Genomic DNA, 15,758 nt, shown 5'->3' with positions numbered 1-15,758 from the left:
CCTCGCCCAACTTTCCAATCAAGGAATCCCACAATGCTGATCACCAATCTTCTGCCCATGCTGGGCAGCTATTCGCTCGCCTTCGATCTTGTCGCCGGCGATGACGGTGTCGTTACCCTCATCATCATTCCCCGCGTCGCCGAAGGCAAAACGCACAAGGCCGAGGCCGGCGAGCTGCGTCCGATCTCGATCACAGCGACGGCCGCCGAGATCGATGCAGAGCTTGCGAAGGGCGCCGAGGGGGCGCTCGGTGGGCTGATTGCCACACGCATGGCGCTTGCCGATCAGATCGCGACCCAGCGGGACGCGGCCGAGGCCGCGCGCGCGGCGTCTGCGGAGGCGGCGAAGGCAAAGGCGGCATCGGCACCCGCCAAGCCGGTAGTCGCAGCGAGCACGCCGGCCGCGCCAGCGGCGGGCGCCCTGCCGGCCGATGCAAAATCGGAGGAGCCCGCCAGCCTCTGGTGATCGGAAGCAACCGACACCCTTTGCAATTCCAACAAGGACATTCCGATGCAGATCGACCATCTTGCCCGCGTCTACCGCTATGACGGTATCGACCTCCCGCAGCCGCCGCACCTTGCCAATGACCCGCAGGGGCTGCGCGCCTACCACGCCACCCTCTACCCGGCGATCCTCAATGCCGACCTGGTCGATGCCGGGGTTACTGGCGGTGTCCACGTCACCGAATATCGCCGAGCTGTCGGCACCAAGGGCTGACATGGCGCGCGTTCAAATGGCGGCCATCCCCGCCGCACCGCGCTGCACGCTGCTCCATTGGATCGAGAACGACCATGGCAACACTTCCGAACTCTCCCGGCCTGCTTGCAGCAAACAAGCCCAGGCCCTCCATGCGAAGATCATCCTCGACGCGGGCACGCGCGAGGATGGTCCTGCCGATCCTATCCCGCCACCCACAGGACTCTCCCTTCCTCCGCTCGGCTGATCTGGCAGGACGGACCGTCCATATCTCCCCTGATATTCCGGTGATGTTCGATCGACCTTTGGCGGCCCACCATAAGCTCGTCGGCAGTTGGGTCGCCTCGAAAGAGCAGGAGACAGTGCACCGCACGCGCCCTGAGGCGCGCCGACATATCGAACGGGTCTTCCAGACCGAGGTCCTCGAAAGCTTGCGGAGCTGCACGATCGCGGACCTGCGCGTCGTCGTGCTCAACGGCGAATCCTGCGGGGCGCCGGCGGTCGCGATCGTCTGCGACAGTGTCGGGCAGCTCGATCTCGGATGGATCGAGGACAGCAAGCGGCCGATCCCGTGGCGCGCGGCTGCGTATCGGGTGCTCGAGCGCACGCTCGGAAGTGCTCTCCCGATCTTCTGCTACGATGACCTCTTCGACAACATCTCGATGTACTATTGGGACGGCGAGACCGAGGACGCCGCTGCGCGCGAGGCCCTCGTTGCGCTCCATGGGGCTGACGACAGCGAGATCGCGGCCCAGACCATGCCGTCCGAAATGAACGCCAGGCGGCCAGAATGGATGCTCGCCGCGAGGGCAGCGCCCACGTCGAAGTTACCGACTGCCCTTCGTCGGGCTCTGCGCGAATTGCGGGATGCCCACGCGGCGCTCACCAATTTGCCTGACGAACATCACGCCTGGCGCCTCGAGATGGATGTTCTCTACGAATATGTCCCCGGTATCGAGGAATGTTCGCCGCTTCCGCCGCTGACACTCGTTCCCGTCGAACAGTTCGCGGTCGAGGTCGACGACGTCGGGCGTCACGGCATGGAATATGGTTTCATGGACGTGACGGGCCTTTGCCCAATGACGCACTCCACCGCGATCGATGTCTGGCATGCGTCACTCGCCGCCGGCGCGCGGCTGCTGCGGGCCGCCAAACATCTCATCGAACTCTATCCTCCCGAATAACGAGGCCGACATGACTGACCATTGCGTGCAGTTCGAGCGAACCGCAGGCGGCATGATGCTGACCAACGCCATCCTGCTCTACAGAAGCGACGGGGCTCGCGGCCTCGGCTCGCATCTTACCCCTGGCGAAGATGCCGAGGCATTCGCCAGCATCCATCAGATCGAGCACGACGCTATCGGCGCGCCGACCATCGCCGCTGGAACGCCTTTGACCCGGGCGCATCTGCGGCATTGGTCGCAGGCGCTCGGCCGCGTCGCCCCGCCGCAAATTCTCCCCGAAACGGTGCTTGTCGCCCATCCCGACCTGCTGGTCTGGTGGGTGCCCGCACAGGTGAGGACGGCCTATTTCGACCTCTCGGCGAAACTGGCTGGACTGCGTGCGCTTGGCGGCCGCGCGATCGTCCCGGTTGCCTATCCGGCACACGTCCTTGTCGCCACACGGCGCCGGCTTGGAGTCTTTGCGCTTGAGCGGAACGAGCGGCCCGCGGCCGAAACCGCCTTGCTTCATTCGCCGATCCTCAACGTCTTCCTCAACGGTTCCCTCTGCTGGGGTAACATTCCGAAGCCGACATCGCTGGATGTGTCCGCCATTCCCGAGTTCGAGCGCGCGCTTTTCGACTCCTGGTCGACCCATCCGAATCCGGGTCAGGAGCTGACGATCACGGGGAAGGGCGGTCTCGTGCGTCTCTGGGACACCCTCGCAGCGACCCGCGCGACCCGCTTCCCGGTCAAACGCTTGAGGCCGTTCCTCGGAGATCGTCGCCAGACCGCCCCGCGAGGCGCCGCCAAGGCCGACCCAGTGACGCTCGGCGACCTCATCTACGGAAGGTCCGGCCGATGACTGCCCTCGCCGAAGACCCGACCGCCGCCGCGGTACTGGCGGAGGCGCCTTGCTATCCCGTGCCGCCGGATGGGCGATCACCCGCGATCGAGGCCGTTCGCGAAGCCCGAGCAGGCAGCTGCCTCGCAATCGGCCGCGATGGTGTCTGCCTGATCTTGCGCCGGGCCTGGCTGGCTCTGGATCTGCCCGTGACACCGCCGATCCCGGCCTACCTGCCCTACGGGAGCATTGGAGTTCGCCGCGCGGACCTGCGTTGCGGCTTGATACCGGCGGAGCTGCTGCGGCAAGTCCTCGAGCACTTTCGCGCCGCGCTGCCCAACGAGGCCGCCGCCTTCATCCTCTGGGATGAGGCTAATCGGCGATTCTGGGTCGACTTCCCCCAGATCGACCGCGCGACGCCGTCACACCTCACTTATCGTCCGCCTGCGCTGCCGCCGCACCATCACCTCATCTGCGACATTCACAGCCATGGGCACGGCGCGGCCTTCTTCAGCGCAACCGACGACGCGGACGACGCGCACGCGACCAAGATCGCCCTGGTTGTCGGACGTCTGGGTCATACGGACGGCCCCGCATTTGCCTCGCGACTGTGCGCCGGAGGGATGTTCCTCCCGCTGCCGCGAAGCCCTTTTTTCAGGAGACGATCATGACCTCTGAGACGCCCCTTCGCCACTATCTGCCTGCGGCGCTCGGCAACCGCGCGATCAAAATCGTGCTTGTGGGATGCGGCGGCAACGGCGCGCAGATGCTGATGGGGCTCGCCTCGCTGGATACGGCGCTGCGGGCGATTTCGTCGCGTTCGCTCGATGTAACCGTCGTCGACGACGATATCGTCAGCGAGGCCAATCTTGGCCGGCAGCCCTTCTTCAGGTGCGACATCGGCAACTCGAAGGCCCGGACGTTAACCGAGCGGATCAATCTCGCCCACGGTCTGGCCTGGACGGCGGTGCATGGCCGGGCACCCGAGGCCGCGAAGCTCGACGGCACCGACATCGTCATCACTTGTGTCGATACCGCATCGGCGCGCCGGAGCGTCGGTGCGGCCATCGCCTCGGCCAGGAATGCGCCGGCCTATTGGCTGGATCTCGGCAACCGCGCTGGCGACGGGCAATATATCATCGGTTGCCCGAACGCTGAGCCCGAGGCCGGGCACCAGATCCTCCCGACAGTCCTCGAATATTTCCCCGAGGTCGCGAACGAGAGCCTGCCTGACGACGACGCGCCGTCGTGCTCGATGGCCGAAGCCCTCGAGCGCCAGTCGCTTTTCGTGAACCGGGTGGTGGCGAGCCACGCGCTGGCCCTTCTCTTCGATCTCGTTGGCCGCGGATCGATCGGCCACGCGGGCGCGTTCATCAATATCGCCACCGGGCAGGCCGTGCCGATCCCGCTACCGATCGCTGCTTGAATCTTCGGTCGAGCCCGAGGCCGGCCACGGGAGAAAGGGGAGGGGGAGAGGGCCGTTTGAGCGGATTTTCGCTCAAGACCGGAGGGCCATCCCATGACTTACGACGTCGCCATGCGCCACCAGCAGGCGCTCGACCCCAGCGCGCTGATCACCGTCGGCACCACCCTCCACGCGATCGGAGCCGCGATCAAGGATTGCCGCAACGCCGGCAAAGACGCCGAAACCGATCCCGCCGTGATCCTGCTCGTTCGCCACCTCAGCGCAGTGTGCGAAGATCGTCCGTCCAATCTCGAGCTTCGGCGCACCTGCATGGACCAGATCGCCGAAATCCGCCGAACGCCGGTCCTGCGCAACCTCGCCTATCGGGGCGTGAGCCATGACGAGGCCGCCAAGCGGCTCTTCCATTCGGAGGGCCGCACCGCAATGCGGCGCCTCGCCGACGCGCTGGGCCTATGCGACGGAACCTATGACATCCGCTCCAGCAAGGGCGGCCCTGCGGTTTCCGGCGAAATCACGCTCCATGGCGAGGAAGCATGGGTGCAGCTCTCGCTTGGCTGTTCGGGCCCGGGCCGGGAAGTCCTCTATCGCCGGGTTCGTGGCCGCGATGATCACTGCGGCGCGCGCAATCACTGGGCATCGGTCAATGATCTCATGGCGCCCGACCGTTTCGCCGACCGTCTGCGGCGCGACCTTCGTCTCACGCCGCCGGTCGAACAGCCGATGCGCCTCTTCGCCTGATCTCGACCGAGGCCGACCACATGATCCATGTCGAAAAAATCCCGCAGTTCGACCCCTGTTCGACTGCCACCTGGCTGGCCCGGGGCCGCGCACCGGAACATGCCGAAGCGATCGCGAAAGCCTGGCGCGACTTTCCGGACCTGGCGCCGACGGCTTCACCTGAAGATCGCATGGCGCACACCCGCGCGCGCGTCCAGGCGATGAAGCCCGTCAACGACGCGATTGCCGCGCATAGCGAGGCCGAGCGCCAGGCGCGCAATTTCAGCTTCACCGAGGAGCGCGCCGTCTCAGGACGCGGTGATGACCGCGATGCGGCGATCCTGCGTGGACGCGATCGTTATGGTTATGACTGGAATCTCGCGATCCGCTATGCCGATGGCTGGTACGCGGCCCATGTAGGTTGGAACCATTGTTCGCCGTCCAAGGCCGCAGAACGCCCGGCCTATGACTGCGGGTTCGCCGACGGCGGCGGCGACGTTGACGATCTCTTCGACGCGGCGCGCCGGGCCAATCGCGCTGCCGAACGAGCGCCCATCTCGATGCAGTCGCGGGGTGCGGTGCGATCGCTACCCTCGGACTGGCCGAAACCCAGCGACCGGCCCCGACCGACACCATGGTCGCGGCGGGTTATCATCCTGGGCGATCATCCGGCGGCGGCGCTCGGCCGAGGCGATATTTTGGAGCGCTATCGTAAGACAGGCGGCCGCTGCGGCGGTCACGCCATCATTCTCACCGCCACCAAGGGCTTCATATCCGGTGTGACCGCGCAGCCCGAGGCCGAGGAACTGACGGCGGAGCGGGCCGACGAGCTCATTGCCAGTCCCGAGCAGGAGGACCGGCTTCGCGCGCTCCTCGCCGGCATCGACATCGAGGATATCCTTGTCGCGCTGCACGGCGAATATCTGCGGGTTCTCGATACCCATTCGGCCGCATTGCCAACCTGTCGGAATCGCGAACGCACGCGCAACACGCCGCTGCAGGTCAAGGCGCACGCGAAACTCTGGATGGATCGAGGCCGCGAGGCCGGGAGCAATGTCGGCGCTGGCCACATCCGTTGGTCCAAGGCGACCAAGGGCCTGACTGCGAAGCTAGGCGAGCTGACGGCGCGCTATCAGGGGCCGGCGCCCGGCAAGGGGCATCTCGTCTCGATCGAACAGGACGGCACCCTCGCGCACGGCTTCATCGACCCCGGCGGGAAACCCCTCGCGCCGACGCTCATCGTCGGCAGCAAGGCCCGGTTGCGCGACGAGATGGCACGCGCGCTCCGCCTGTTCGGCGGGGCGACGAGATTTGCCGCCCGCTAACATTCGAGGATCCAAAACATGGAAACGAGCCGCAGCCAGCGCTGGCGCGAGCGCCGGGCGCTCTGGGCCCGCGATCTCACGGTCATCGATCCCAAATCCTATTCCGTCGAGATCATCGGACACGATGCCGCGCGCGCTTTCATTGCCCGCCATCATTATCTGCCGACCTATCCTGCGGCGCAGCTCGCGGTCGGGCTCTATGGCGCCGGGGCAGTCCTGGAAGGCGTCGCCGTCTTCGCCGTTCCGGCCACCGGAGCCGTAATCACGCGGCACACCGGCTTTGCCGATCCGCTACGCGGCTGCGTGCTCGCCCGCCTGATCCTGACAGACGCCGTGCCCCAGAACGGGGAGAGCTTCTTCGTCGCGCGGGCCTTTCGCCATCTGCGCCGCGAGAAGCCCGGAATCGAGGCCGTGGTTTCGTACAGCGACCCAAGCGCCGGACATATAGGCCGCGTCTATTGCGCGCTCTCGGCGGCGCACCGCGCCATTACGAGGCCGCGAACCGTCCTGCGCGCCGGCGACACAACGATCGCGGGGCGCACGCTCTCGAAGATCCGCCTTGGCGAGCGAGGCCATGCCGGCGCCATCGATCAGCTCGTTTCGCTTGGCCTGCCCAGGCCGGAGTTCGGGGAGATGCCTGCGACATGGCTTTGGCGGCTGCAACGCGAACGCCATCTCGTGCGCCATCAGCAGCCGGGTCTCTACGCCTATTGCTTCGAGCTCACCCGCGAAGCCCGCCGGCACGGCCGCGCACTGCCGCGACTTCCCTATCCAAAGGCCCTGCCGTTGGCGCACCCCACCTTTCAGTTCGATCTTCGCATCGAGGCCGAGAACCGCACAGCCGGCCGAGAATGAGGGGAGGGGGATCTTGAGGGTTGCGGCGATGGGCCGCGATCGAGGCCGAGAACTCCATGCACATCCCAAGCAACAGACGAGCGGTCGATACCATTCTGGTCGCCGCCCCGCCGCCCGTGGTCCTGGCCTATGGGATCGGTGTCGATTCCACGGCGCTGCTGATCGAACTCGAGGCGCGCGGCGAGGCGCCAGACCTGGTGCTGAGCGCCGATCCGGGCGCGGAGAAGCCCGAGACCTACGAATATCAGCGGATGATCGCCGCGTGGATGCACGCGCGCGGGATTCCCTATGAGATCGTCCGCTACGTGCCCAGGCGCTTCAAGCACTGGCCGCCCTATTATTCGATCCTCGCCAATGTCCTGACCAATGCGACTTTGCCGAGCATCAGCCTGGGACGGCATAGTTGCAGCCTCAAATGGAAGGTGGCGCCGCAAGACGCTTTCCTGAAGCAATGGGCACCGGCTCGCGCCGCATGGGCGAATGGGCAGAAGGTCGAGCGGCTGATCGGCTACGACACGTCGCCCTCCGATTCCCGGCGTCATGCCCATGCTGCCGGGCTGGACGATCCGCTGTTCCAGTGCCGCTATCCGCTGCGCGAATGGAACTGGACGCGCGATCGCTGCATCGCCCGGATCGAGGCCGCCGGTCTCCCGGTGCCGCCCAAGTCGAGCTGCTTCTTCTGCGGCGCCATCCGGCCCGATGAAGTACGCGCCCTGCCGGCGTGGTGCCTTCGCTTGATTGTCCTGATTGAGGCCCGCGCCGAACCGCGCCTGCGCACCGTCGAGGGATTGTGGCGCCGATCGACCAGGACCCGGCCCGGCAGGATCACCGATTTCATCCGCGCCGAGCGGCTGCTCCCCGAGGCCGAGATCGACGCGATCCGTCGCGATGCGCCGACCGATCTCATCCGTTTCCAGGACGCCGCCAGCATCGTGCCGATCGCCGAGCGGCCGACGATGGAAGAATGGATCGCGAGTTTCAACGCCGGCTTGATGGAGGCAGCATGACCAGCACCATATCCCGGATCGCCGAGCTCAATGACCGCGTGCGGCTCGGCCTCGATCGAAACGCGCGGATCGTGATGACGGCGACCTGTCTCGCCACATTGGCAGGCGGCGACCGCATCGTCAGCGAAGCCGTCGCCCAGGCCGCGGTACTCGCGGCCGTCCGGCGCTACGAATTCAAGCCTGATGACGGCCCGGAACGCAACTACGGGCAGTTCGAGCTCGAGGGTCACATCGTCTGCTTTCGCATCGATTATTACGATCCCTCGCTCGAATGGGGCTCGGAAGATCCTGCCGACGCCGCGGTGACCGTCCGTGTCCTGACGATCATGCTCCCCTGCGACGATTGAGCCGATCAGTCGCCTCGCCAATTTCCAACCAAAATGGAGGTAATCTTGCGCCGCATCACACCCGCGACGTCCGAGGACGGACAAGCCATTGCGATTGCCGTTGAACGCCTGCGCGAAGCCCGTAACCTGCTGCGCAGGGCGGGCGCGCGCCGCGCGGCATCGGCAGCAGGTCAGGCCATCAACAGCGCCGAAGGCGCCGCGCGGCACGTCGCGCACAGAATGCGGAGGACACACGCATGAGCAGGCACATTCTCCCGCCCAAGGCCGGCCATCCCGACGTCATCTGCGCGGCGGTAGGCTGGGACCGACCGCTCCAGACCTATTATGCTCAGGTGTGCTTTCGCACCGATGATGAGCCCGATGAAGGGGAAGCGCTGATCTGGCGGGGCACGGAACCGGGCGAGCTTCCCACGCCCGAGGCCGCGATCGCCGTTATCACGCCCTATGCGGAAATCCCGCCGAGGCTTGCCGAACAGCTCCTCGCCGACATGACCGCGACGATCGGCGAGAAGGATGGCCGGCACCAGGCCGAGGTCAAGCGGCGGCTGTTCGGCTCGATTCATTAGGATCGGGCCGTTCGAGGCAGAAACGCTTGCGCCCGGGTGTCGCCTCGATACCCTCTGCGCGCGGAGAAAACCGATGACGTCCGTACCGACAGATTATGATTCCGCCCGTGCGGCGCTGACACGGCTTATCCCGCTCGCCATGGGCGACACCGGGCAGGCGCGCCGCGTCGCGAACTTTCTGATGGCCTGGTGGAATGGCCCGGAGCTTGGTCATTTCGAGATCGCCGACATGTTCGGCCTCGACATCGACGTGGCAAACGACATCACGAGCGTGATCGGCTTTCTCGGCCAGAACGACCGCGGCGCCGTCTATATCGACGGTCTCGGTTTCGCCGAAGAGATGCAGGATGTCATTGCCCTGTGGCGGCCATCGGCAAGCGCTCCCCAGACTTGACACGCATCGCGTGATTGCGAGGCCCTGAAGTACCCGACGGCGCCGAAGTGGCGCGTCGGAGCGGCGCTGGCGCGCCTTACTCGGCCGAACGGCCGAGGAGAGGAGCGGGTGAGAGAAGGTGTTCGGACAAGGGGTTCGAGCGCACTTTCTCAGGAGACTTCCCATGAACATCGGCACCATCACCCAGAACGCCAGCGGCACCTACACCGGCAAAATCTCGACGCTCACGGTCGCGATCGTCATCGCCCTTCGCACCGTCCATTCCGCCAATCCGCGTGCGCCCAAGTTCGAGATCCTCGCGCTCTCGGCGGCACGCCAGTGGGTCCAGGTCGGCTCACTGTTCGAGCTGGCGTCCAATGCGACCGGCGAAATGTTCCTCAACGGCAAGATCGAGGATCCCAGCCTCGACAAGCCGCTCTACATCTCGGCGTTCCGTCAGGACGACGGCTCGTACAACATCGTCTGGTCGCGTCCCAACCGCCGCCGCGATGCGCCGACCGACACCGCCCCGGCCGACGACAGCCTGCCGCCGCTGCCCGGTGCGGACGAGCCGGCCAAGCCGAACGGCCTCGCCGGTACGGATGGCCTGGGTGAATCCTCGGCCGAGGGCGCGTTCGGCGGCGAGCCCGCGCAGGGCAATGGCCGCCGTCGCCGCACGCCCGAGATGGCCGACTGACGATCCTCTCTCCCTGCCGCGCGCGTCCCTCCGGCGCGCGGCAACCCCGCAGGGCTCGTTTGCCTCACGGCAAGCGGGCCCTGCCTTCGTTTCCCTGTGACCGTGTCCTCAGCTATCGTCCTCGCGCGCGCGACAGAGAGGACTTGAAATTTATCCGGAAACTCCGTACTTTCCGGACAGGAGAATCACCATGCCCCAGACTGTCAGTACCGTTGAGGCGTCAAAGGCCTTCGGCCGCATCAGCCGCCAGGCGCTGGTTGCGCCCCTTACCATCACGCATCATGGCCACGATAGCCTCGTGTTGATGTCGGCCGCCGAATATCAGCGGCTCAAGCGGCGCGATCGCGAGGTCTTCACGTTGACTGACGTGCCGGAGGAAATCGTGGAGGGGGTTCGAGCGGCGCGAGCGCCGGCAGAAGCCGCTGCCTTCGATCACGAGGTCGAGTCCTGACGAGTGCAAATTCCCGATCCAGTTCCCGGCCTAGTAATTCGCTACTCGTATCTCTGGAGCCATGAAGCAAAGGCAGGTCACGAAGAAGGCAGCAAAGACCGTCCCTGCGCCGTGCTGCTCGCGACGACAAATAAGGCAGGCGCCAAGATGGTCACCATCCTGCCAGTGACCCATACGCCGCCGTCCGACACGAGCCTTGCCGTTGAAATTCCGCACGCGACGAAGGTTCGTCTCGGGCTCGATGATGATCGCTCGTGGGTCGTCCTCACGGAGCTCAACTATTTTCAATGGCCCGGGCCCGATCTTCGGACGGTGCCCGGAGATCCATTGGGCGAGGTTGCATACGGTCAGCTTCCAACCGCCTTCTACGAAACCATCCGCACCCGCTGGCTCGCCGCCTACGACGCCGGCAAGGTCACGCAGGTCAAGCGTACCTCCTGACCAGTATCGGCCGCGCCCGCATTTGCCACGCGGCGCGGATCATCGCGACTTCGGAGTGAGAACACATGGGAACGAACCAGCGGCACGGCAATCGGGCGGTGAGCACGGCCGAGACCTTGAGCGACAAGCAGCGGGCCGATCTCGCGGGCGCGCGACCTACGGACGAAGAGATCGCCGCCGACCGATGGGCTGATGAGCATGATACCGCGCGCGAAAGGTCCCGCCGCGCGAAACTCCGTCTGCCATTTCGCGCCTGAGGCCGCCGAGGCCGAGCAATACGAGGCTCTGCCCTCAATCCCGATCGCTGCGTCTAGCGGGCCTCGCCGAACGGGCTTGCCCGTGACCGATTGCTGAGCACGAACTCCTGAGGGCGCTCCGCCGCCGGCGCCGGGGTCAAGAGCAGCGCGCCGCGCGATCGTCCATCGGGTAGAGCCCCGCCGCGGCCAGCAGCCTTCCTTCGCCTGTTCCTGACACCTGCGGCGAGACGAAGACGTCCCGCAACCCCATCCGGTCGCCCGTGTTGCCGCTTCGCGGCTGCCCGCGCCAACTCCCTCCAGGGGTTCCCCTCCGCTGACGCTACGGTGCGGACCCTCTCCGCACGCCGCTCTTCGGTGTCACCGGCGGGAAGGCCGCTGGACCCAACGAGGAGCACTACCATGAACAACGTCAATCTCGCCGGCCGCGTCGCCAAGGACCCCGAGACCCGCGGCGCCGTCACCACCCTCATTGTCGCGACCGATCGCGTGAAGCTCAGGGACGGCAAGACCTATGTCGACGACGCCACCGGCTACACCGCCAAAGAGACAGAGTTCCACAAGGTCACCTGCTTCAACGGCCTCGGCAAGGCCGGCGCCTCGCGCAAGAAGGGCGATGTCGTCGCCATCACCGGCCGGCTGCACTATTCGAGTTGGGAGGATCGCGACGGAGTCACCCGGTACGGCTGCGAGATCATCGCCGACAAGATCGACTTCTTCTGACCCGGTAGAGCGGCGCCTGCGGGCGCCGCCCTTCAGCTCAACTGGCCCGGGAAGTTCGCGCGTCGCCCCGTCTCGAGGTTGTGGACCATGTTCTCGACGCCGATCGCGTAGAACTCGCCGACATGGAAGCTCGCCCCATCCCGGAGCTTCCACTCCTGATCGGTGACGACCTTGATCACGCTGTTCACCAGCGCGATCACGTCCTGCTCCGCCAGCGGATAGAGGATCGGCTCGATCTGCCACAGGCGGTCGCCATGAATATCACGTTGCCGCAGGAGCTGCTGATAGACGGCGAGTTTCGCCACCAGCCCCGGTGGCTCATTGCCATGCAACAGTGCAGCATATCGCGATAGACGCTCCTCATAGTTCGCCTGAATCTGGGCCTTCACTCTTCATTCCTTCAACATTGCCTGCGGCGTCGGTGCTCGATCATTTGGCGCATCCCGGCCCTTCGACAGGCTCAGGCCGGGACCGGCGCTCTACTCGCCTGCGGCTCCCGGAGCCACGGCCTTGCCGCGTCTCCGCCCTGCCGGGTTACGATCACCTTGCGGGGGTGATGGGGAGGGGGTTTCTCCTGGGACAGTATGGAGCGATTTGCTGTTAACCCGGCCGCCGCGCGGCCGGGGCAAATCCAATTCTCTCTCTAACATCTCGGTATCAGACAAGCTTCATCGCCGTAGTGTGATGTGCCTTGGGGGGCTTTCTCAAGGATGCGCGGTCCCCCCAATTTTCCCGGGACCGTCGCTGCGCTCTGGCCCCAAGAAAATCGGTTCCCCCACGCCCCGCCGAGGCGGCGCGGGGACTTGTCCCCGCGTCCCTGACAAAGCCCCGTCGGCCCATCCGATGAGATTTCATCTTTCATCCAATCCCGGATGAGAGATCGACTTGTTCGGAGGCTTTTATGACTTCTTTCAACAATTTCGCCGACCTTGCCAGCTTCGTCGCCGCGTCGCGTGAAAATGACGGACTGACCCAGACCTACGAGGGCGCGTTCATCGAACATAGCGAGATGGCCAAGCTCAGCATCGTCGAAGCGCCCGAAGCACTTGACATGCCCGATCCCGAGCAGGTGCGGGCCGCCACCGAGATGATGATGCAGACCATGTTCGACGTGCTGCGCGACACCCGCATGGAGCCGTTTGCGGCCGATCTGGCGTGGGGTTTCGCCAACAGCTTCCATGTCGTGGCGAAGCGTATCGAGGGCCGCGAGGATGACGCCGCCAAGAAGCTCGGCGATCTCGCACGCAGCTATGATCCGTCCGAGATCTACGCGACCGAACTCGAAGACACCCAGCTCCTCTGCCAGACCCTCCAGGGTTGCCGCGAGGCGATGGAATGCATGCGCGACCATGCCGCCGAGGTCTATCGGGTCGAAACCGGCAAGCCCTTCTCGCCGGTGCGGGGAAGCCGGGTTTCCAGCGCGCTTACCGCATCGATGATCGAGGCCCGCGACTATCTTGCCTCGAAAGCCCGGGAGCGCCGCGAGCAGTTCGCCCCCGAAGGCCCGGTCGTGGCGTTCTCCGGTGGTCAGGTGTGGGAGGACGTGGACCTGCTCTGGAACGGTCTCGACAGCATCAAGGCACGCATCCCGGAGATGATCCTCGCGACCACCGCGCAAGCGAAGGGCTGCGATGCCGTGGCGCACGCATGGGCGGCATCGCGCGGCGTCAAGGTCATCCAGTTCCGCCTCGATCGCAGTCAGGGCAACCGCGCCGCCTTCGTCCGCAATGACCGCATTCTCGGTCTCAAGCCGGTGGAAGCCGTCATCTGCGAAGGCTCGGGCATCCAGCAGAACCTCGCCCAGAAGCTGCGGCAGGCGGGGGTGCCGCTGCACATCGTCCGCCTCGCGCACCAGCGCACCCAGCGCAGCGCGTGAGTGCTCGCTTGGAGGGGCTCCGGCTTCGGCCGGGGCCTCTCCATCTTTTTCTGCGTGGACATGCGGCGCTCAGGGGCATCGAGCCCCTTCGCGCCGCGGGGGACTGAGCGCTGGCGCGCTCGCGCAATGGCCACCATTCGCACCGACTTCGCCCCGCCAGGCGGCCAGAGGGGAGAAGGGACGGGTGCTGCGTTCAGCAAGGGAGGACGAGATGTCCATTGTGTTTCGCATCACCACATCGGCCGACCATCAGGAACGCCAGACCGCCGTCATCAACGCCCGCCAGCTCGCCGCCTTCCGGGAATTTCTGCGCGGCCAAGGCGAGCGTCTCGACATGACCCTGCTGGATCCGGATTTCGCGGAGGACGACTATCTCTCCTATCGGTTCGAGGCGCGTGTCTGCCCGCTGGCGCTCGCCAGCATCGCACGCATCTTCGACTATCAGACCGATGTCATCACGGTGCTGGATGAGGCCCAGTTTCGCGGCCGCCGGGTCAGCGTCTATCGCGAGGGCGACACTGGCCCGATCACCCTGTCGGTCGGGCTGACCTCCGATCTCGGCCTCGAACTCGATCTGGCCTATCAGAATGCGTTCGCGCTGCTCGAAGGGCTTGGACTGCGACCGGAGAGCGTCGGCGAAATCCCGGTCGACAATGTCCGTGCCCGCCTCGCTGATCCCGCGATCCGGCGCAGCGTCGAAGCGCAGGGTGCAGCCCCATACCTGTCCCGGCTCGACCGCCTGATCGCGACCGGAGATCTTGACGACAGTTCCCGTCTGGAATGGGCATAGCCTCCGCCCGGACCAGACGTCGCGAAGGGGCGCGTCGCCGCGCGCGGCGCGCCCCGCAATGCCGCTGCGAGCCTATGCCGCGACCGGCGTTCGCGGTGTCAGCAGGGTATCGATCGCGCGCTGCAATTGGTCGGCGGCATCGACATCGTTTGTCGCCGCCAGATACTCTTTGGCCTGCCGCATCAATGCCAGCGCAAGCGCCCGTGTTACCGTCGGGTCCGTCTCCGAGAGGTCCATATCGCTACCTCGAGCGCGGTCCATCCTCGCGAGCTTCCGGGCCGTCGCTCCTCCCCGGAGAGCTCCCGCGCCGTGCGCGGGAGCCGGGGCTGGTAACACGTCGAGACATGCGCCTACGCTTTTAGTGCCAAGGCACCTGGACATGTGCGCAGGCACCCCGGCGTGAGATCACACCGAGCTGCCTTTCTCGACGGGATTACCAGTCCCGGCGCCGCAGCCTTCGCAGCGCAATCCGGCGCCTAACACAGACCTCCTGTGACACCAAGGCGAAGTCGTTTCGGCCCTGTCCAGCACCCTCCCGGATCAGTGGATTGTCCATCCGCTCCGCCCGCTGGCCGAGATCGGTGAAGGGTCCGTGCACGCCGTTCTCATAATTCGCAAAAGCCATGATGGGGCGGCGTTTCATCGTGACGACACCGGCTCGCTCGCGTGCCGCACGGACCCGTCGGTCCGCGCGCCGCTACGCCTTGCCGGAGGCGCTTCCCCGAGAGGAAAAATCTCTCACAGTCTTCCCATTCTGTCGGGCGGACGAGACCGTCTCAAGCCCGGCGGGGCCCCACCATTTTCTTCGGCGGATCGGGCGCTGCGCATCAATCTCGAACGACGGTGGCCGCCGAAGAAAATCGTGACCCCCACCGCCGCTTTGCGGTCGCCGGCAAGCCGGCGAGGCCTGACACGGTCCCGCCCGCCCGACGCCATTCCCCTGTCATTCAAGACGACAGGAGACGAACATGCAGACGATCACGAACATCGCCGCCGCCGATCAGCACGCCGCCTACTTCGCCGCCGTCGCCAATGCCGAGCGCCGCGCGATGCACAGCTACTTCGACCAGCATGTGGTCGAGCACGATGAGCTGGGGTTCCTCGCCATTGACGAGGGCGACTACGGCGCGCTCGGACAGGCGATGATCGACCGGATCGTCTACACCGCGCCGGGCGGCATCATCGACGAATTCTGAACGATAGGGGAGGG

24 protein-coding genes are annotated in these 15,758 nt (G+C 65.8%); 22 read left to right on the top strand and 2 right to left on the bottom strand.

Translation table 11 applies throughout. The features are described 5' to 3' along the window. The first annotated feature begins 33 nt into the window (after nucleotides 1-33). The 19 genes from ACODTA_RS25790 to ACODTA_RS25700 all read left to right on the top strand — a co-directional run bounded on the left by ACODTA_RS25790 (nucleotide 34) and on the right by ACODTA_RS25700 (nucleotide 11,882). Nucleotides 34-465, top strand: coding sequence for a PRTRC system protein E (locus tag ACODTA_RS25790; protein WP_030090565.1), 432 nt, complete (start codon nucleotides 34-36; stop codon nucleotides 463-465). Nucleotides 466-510: 45 nt separating this feature from the next. Next, nucleotides 511-717 (top strand): PRTRC system protein C, encoded by a 207-nt coding sequence (locus ACODTA_RS25785; protein ID WP_030090566.1) that lies wholly within the window; start codon nucleotides 511-513, stop codon nucleotides 715-717. 167 nt (nucleotides 718-884) lie between these two features. Continuing rightward, on the top strand, nucleotides 885-1,880 hold the full coding sequence (locus ACODTA_RS25780) for a hypothetical protein (protein WP_228227686.1): 996 nt from the start codon (nucleotides 885-887) through the stop codon (nucleotides 1,878-1,880). A 10-nt stretch (nucleotides 1,881-1,890) separates the two neighbouring features. Continuing rightward, entirely contained in the window at nucleotides 1,891-2,721 is an 831-nt protein-coding gene (locus ACODTA_RS25775; RefSeq protein WP_030090568.1) for a PRTRC system protein B, read from the top strand. Then, nucleotides 2,718-3,371, top strand: a complete 654-nt coding sequence (locus ACODTA_RS25770; RefSeq protein ID WP_030090569.1) for a PRTRC system protein A — start codon at nucleotides 2,718-2,720, stop codon at nucleotides 3,369-3,371. Before ACODTA_RS25775 ends, ACODTA_RS25770 begins: the two co-directional genes overlap by 4 nt. Next, nucleotides 3,368-4,126, top strand: coding sequence for a PRTRC system ThiF family protein (locus ACODTA_RS25765; protein ID WP_030090570.1), 759 nt, complete (start codon nucleotides 3,368-3,370; stop codon nucleotides 4,124-4,126). The genes ACODTA_RS25770 and ACODTA_RS25765 overlap by 4 nt, the downstream gene beginning before the upstream one ends. A gap of 93 nt (nucleotides 4,127-4,219) precedes the next feature. Next, nucleotides 4,220-4,864, top strand: a complete 645-nt coding sequence (locus ACODTA_RS25760; RefSeq protein WP_030090571.1) for a hypothetical protein — start codon at nucleotides 4,220-4,222, stop codon at nucleotides 4,862-4,864. Nucleotides 4,865-4,884: 20 nt separating this feature from the next. Further along, nucleotides 4,885-6,168, top strand: coding sequence for a hypothetical protein (locus ACODTA_RS25755; protein WP_066703984.1), 1,284 nt, complete (start codon nucleotides 4,885-4,887; stop codon nucleotides 6,166-6,168). Between the two features lie 18 nt (nucleotides 6,169-6,186). Beyond that, nucleotides 6,187-7,023 carry a Mom family adenine methylcarbamoylation protein gene (locus tag ACODTA_RS25750; RefSeq protein ID WP_030090573.1) on the top strand — a complete coding sequence of 279 codons (837 nt, stop codon included), beginning with the start codon at nucleotides 6,187-6,189 and terminating at the stop codon, nucleotides 7,021-7,023. 56 nt (nucleotides 7,024-7,079) lie between these two features. Next, nucleotides 7,080-8,030: an adenine nucleotide alpha hydrolase family protein gene (locus tag ACODTA_RS25745; protein WP_062787876.1), complete on the top strand. Its 951-nt coding sequence runs from the start codon at nucleotides 7,080-7,082 to the stop codon at nucleotides 8,028-8,030. Then, nucleotides 8,027-8,377 carry a DUF3768 domain-containing protein gene (locus ACODTA_RS25740; RefSeq protein WP_030090586.1) on the top strand — a complete coding sequence of 117 codons (351 nt, stop codon included), beginning with the start codon at nucleotides 8,027-8,029 and terminating at the stop codon, nucleotides 8,375-8,377. The genes ACODTA_RS25745 and ACODTA_RS25740 overlap by 4 nt, the downstream gene beginning before the upstream one ends. A gap of 45 nt (nucleotides 8,378-8,422) precedes the next feature. Continuing rightward, nucleotides 8,423-8,617 carry a hypothetical protein gene (locus ACODTA_RS25735; RefSeq protein ID WP_083216155.1) on the top strand — a complete coding sequence of 65 codons (195 nt, stop codon included), beginning with the start codon at nucleotides 8,423-8,425 and terminating at the stop codon, nucleotides 8,615-8,617. Next, the gene (locus tag ACODTA_RS25730; protein WP_062787874.1) at nucleotides 8,614-8,943 is read left to right on the top strand and encodes a hypothetical protein; all 330 of its coding nucleotides are present in this window, start codon (nucleotides 8,614-8,616) and stop codon (nucleotides 8,941-8,943) included. Before ACODTA_RS25735 ends, ACODTA_RS25730 begins: the two co-directional genes overlap by 4 nt. Nucleotides 8,944-9,016: 73 nt before the next feature. Next, on the top strand, nucleotides 9,017-9,337 hold the full coding sequence (locus ACODTA_RS25725) for a DUF7673 family protein (protein ID WP_030090587.1): 321 nt from the start codon (nucleotides 9,017-9,019) through the stop codon (nucleotides 9,335-9,337). A 163-nt stretch (nucleotides 9,338-9,500) separates the two neighbouring features. Beyond that, nucleotides 9,501-10,013 carry a DUF736 domain-containing protein gene (locus tag ACODTA_RS25720; RefSeq protein ID WP_062787872.1) on the top strand — a complete coding sequence of 171 codons (513 nt, stop codon included), beginning with the start codon at nucleotides 9,501-9,503 and terminating at the stop codon, nucleotides 10,011-10,013. Nucleotides 10,014-10,203: 190 nt separating this feature from the next. Next, nucleotides 10,204-10,464: a type II toxin-antitoxin system Phd/YefM family antitoxin gene (locus ACODTA_RS25715; RefSeq protein ID WP_489070025.1), complete on the top strand. Its 261-nt coding sequence runs from the start codon at nucleotides 10,204-10,206 to the stop codon at nucleotides 10,462-10,464. Between the two features lie 3 nt (nucleotides 10,465-10,467). Next, complete coding sequence (locus ACODTA_RS25710; protein WP_030090590.1) at nucleotides 10,468-10,905, top strand: hypothetical protein; 438 nt, start codon at nucleotides 10,468-10,470, stop codon at nucleotides 10,903-10,905. Between the two features lie 65 nt (nucleotides 10,906-10,970). Then, a complete protein-coding gene (locus ACODTA_RS25705) occupies nucleotides 10,971-11,162 on the top strand; it encodes a hypothetical protein (RefSeq protein ID WP_062787870.1) in 192 nt (63 codons plus the stop codon). A gap of 399 nt (nucleotides 11,163-11,561) precedes the next feature. Next, nucleotides 11,562-11,882 carry a single-stranded DNA-binding protein gene (locus tag ACODTA_RS25700; protein WP_062787869.1) on the top strand — a complete coding sequence of 107 codons (321 nt, stop codon included), beginning with the start codon at nucleotides 11,562-11,564 and terminating at the stop codon, nucleotides 11,880-11,882. A 32-nt stretch (nucleotides 11,883-11,914) separates the two neighbouring features. Here ACODTA_RS25700 and ACODTA_RS25695 read toward each other — a convergent pair whose 3' ends face one another. Next, on the bottom strand, nucleotides 11,915-12,271 hold the full coding sequence (locus tag ACODTA_RS25695) for a hypothetical protein (protein WP_066703409.1): 357 nt from the start codon (nucleotides 12,269-12,271) through the stop codon (nucleotides 11,915-11,917). Between the two features lie 512 nt (nucleotides 12,272-12,783). On the opposite strand from ACODTA_RS25695, the gene ACODTA_RS25690 reads away from it, so the two are divergent. Further along, on the top strand, nucleotides 12,784-13,758 hold the full coding sequence (locus ACODTA_RS25690) for a DUF2493 domain-containing protein (protein ID WP_030090592.1): 975 nt from the start codon (nucleotides 12,784-12,786) through the stop codon (nucleotides 13,756-13,758). A gap of 211 nt (nucleotides 13,759-13,969) precedes the next feature. Then, the gene (locus tag ACODTA_RS25685; RefSeq protein ID WP_030090593.1) at nucleotides 13,970-14,548 is read left to right on the top strand and encodes a hypothetical protein; all 579 of its coding nucleotides are present in this window, start codon (nucleotides 13,970-13,972) and stop codon (nucleotides 14,546-14,548) included. Nucleotides 14,549-14,620: 72 nt separating this feature from the next. On the opposite strand, the gene ACODTA_RS25680 is transcribed toward ACODTA_RS25685, so the two are convergent. Then, nucleotides 14,621-14,785 carry a hypothetical protein gene (locus ACODTA_RS25680; protein ID WP_157077779.1) on the bottom strand — a complete coding sequence of 55 codons (165 nt, stop codon included), beginning with the start codon at nucleotides 14,783-14,785 and terminating at the stop codon, nucleotides 14,621-14,623. Between the two features lie 731 nt (nucleotides 14,786-15,516). On the opposite strand from ACODTA_RS25680, the gene ACODTA_RS25675 reads away from it, so the two are divergent. Continuing rightward, nucleotides 15,517-15,744 carry a hypothetical protein gene (locus tag ACODTA_RS25675; protein ID WP_066703412.1) on the top strand — a complete coding sequence of 76 codons (228 nt, stop codon included), beginning with the start codon at nucleotides 15,517-15,519 and terminating at the stop codon, nucleotides 15,742-15,744. The last annotated feature ends 14 nt before the right edge of the window (nucleotides 15,745-15,758 follow it).

It is taken from the genome of Sphingomonas sp. FG14, from assembly GCF_057809675.1.
This window is presented reverse-complemented; position numbering and strand designations above follow the sequence as displayed.

Coding starts and splice junctions, on each gene's coding strand:
- ACODTA_RS25790 (WP_030090565.1), top strand. CDS start 34: ATGCTGATCACCAATCTTCTGCCCATGCTGGGCAGCTATTCGCTCGCC.
- ACODTA_RS25785 (WP_030090566.1), top strand. CDS start 511: ATGCAGATCGACCATCTTGCCCGCGTCTACCGCTATGACGGTATCGAC.
- ACODTA_RS25780 (WP_228227686.1), top strand. CDS start 885: ATGGTCCTGCCGATCCTATCCCGCCACCCACAGGACTCTCCCTTCCTC.
- ACODTA_RS25775 (WP_030090568.1), top strand. CDS start 1,891: ATGACTGACCATTGCGTGCAGTTCGAGCGAACCGCAGGCGGCATGATG.
- ACODTA_RS25770 (WP_030090569.1), top strand. CDS start 2,718: ATGACTGCCCTCGCCGAAGACCCGACCGCCGCCGCGGTACTGGCGGAG.
- ACODTA_RS25765 (WP_030090570.1), top strand. CDS start 3,368: ATGACCTCTGAGACGCCCCTTCGCCACTATCTGCCTGCGGCGCTCGGC.
- ACODTA_RS25760 (WP_030090571.1), top strand. CDS start 4,220: ATGACTTACGACGTCGCCATGCGCCACCAGCAGGCGCTCGACCCCAGC.
- ACODTA_RS25755 (WP_066703984.1), top strand. CDS start 4,885: ATGATCCATGTCGAAAAAATCCCGCAGTTCGACCCCTGTTCGACTGCC.
- ACODTA_RS25750 (WP_030090573.1), top strand. CDS start 6,187: ATGGAAACGAGCCGCAGCCAGCGCTGGCGCGAGCGCCGGGCGCTCTGG.
- ACODTA_RS25745 (WP_062787876.1), top strand. CDS start 7,080: ATGCACATCCCAAGCAACAGACGAGCGGTCGATACCATTCTGGTCGCC.
- ACODTA_RS25740 (WP_030090586.1), top strand. CDS start 8,027: ATGACCAGCACCATATCCCGGATCGCCGAGCTCAATGACCGCGTGCGG.
- ACODTA_RS25730 (WP_062787874.1), top strand. CDS start 8,614: ATGAGCAGGCACATTCTCCCGCCCAAGGCCGGCCATCCCGACGTCATC.
- ACODTA_RS25725 (WP_030090587.1), top strand. CDS start 9,017: ATGACGTCCGTACCGACAGATTATGATTCCGCCCGTGCGGCGCTGACA.
- ACODTA_RS25720 (WP_062787872.1), top strand. CDS start 9,501: ATGAACATCGGCACCATCACCCAGAACGCCAGCGGCACCTACACCGGC.
- ACODTA_RS25715 (WP_489070025.1), top strand. CDS start 10,204: ATGCCCCAGACTGTCAGTACCGTTGAGGCGTCAAAGGCCTTCGGCCGC.
- ACODTA_RS25705 (WP_062787870.1), top strand. CDS start 10,971: ATGGGAACGAACCAGCGGCACGGCAATCGGGCGGTGAGCACGGCCGAG.
- ACODTA_RS25700 (WP_062787869.1), top strand. CDS start 11,562: ATGAACAACGTCAATCTCGCCGGCCGCGTCGCCAAGGACCCCGAGACC.
- ACODTA_RS25690 (WP_030090592.1), top strand. CDS start 12,784: ATGACTTCTTTCAACAATTTCGCCGACCTTGCCAGCTTCGTCGCCGCG.
- ACODTA_RS25685 (WP_030090593.1), top strand. CDS start 13,970: ATGTCCATTGTGTTTCGCATCACCACATCGGCCGACCATCAGGAACGC.
- ACODTA_RS25680 (WP_157077779.1), bottom strand. CDS start 14,785: ATGGACCTCTCGGAGACGGACCCGACGGTAACACGGGCGCTTGCGCTG.
- ACODTA_RS25675 (WP_066703412.1), top strand. CDS start 15,517: ATGCAGACGATCACGAACATCGCCGCCGCCGATCAGCACGCCGCCTAC.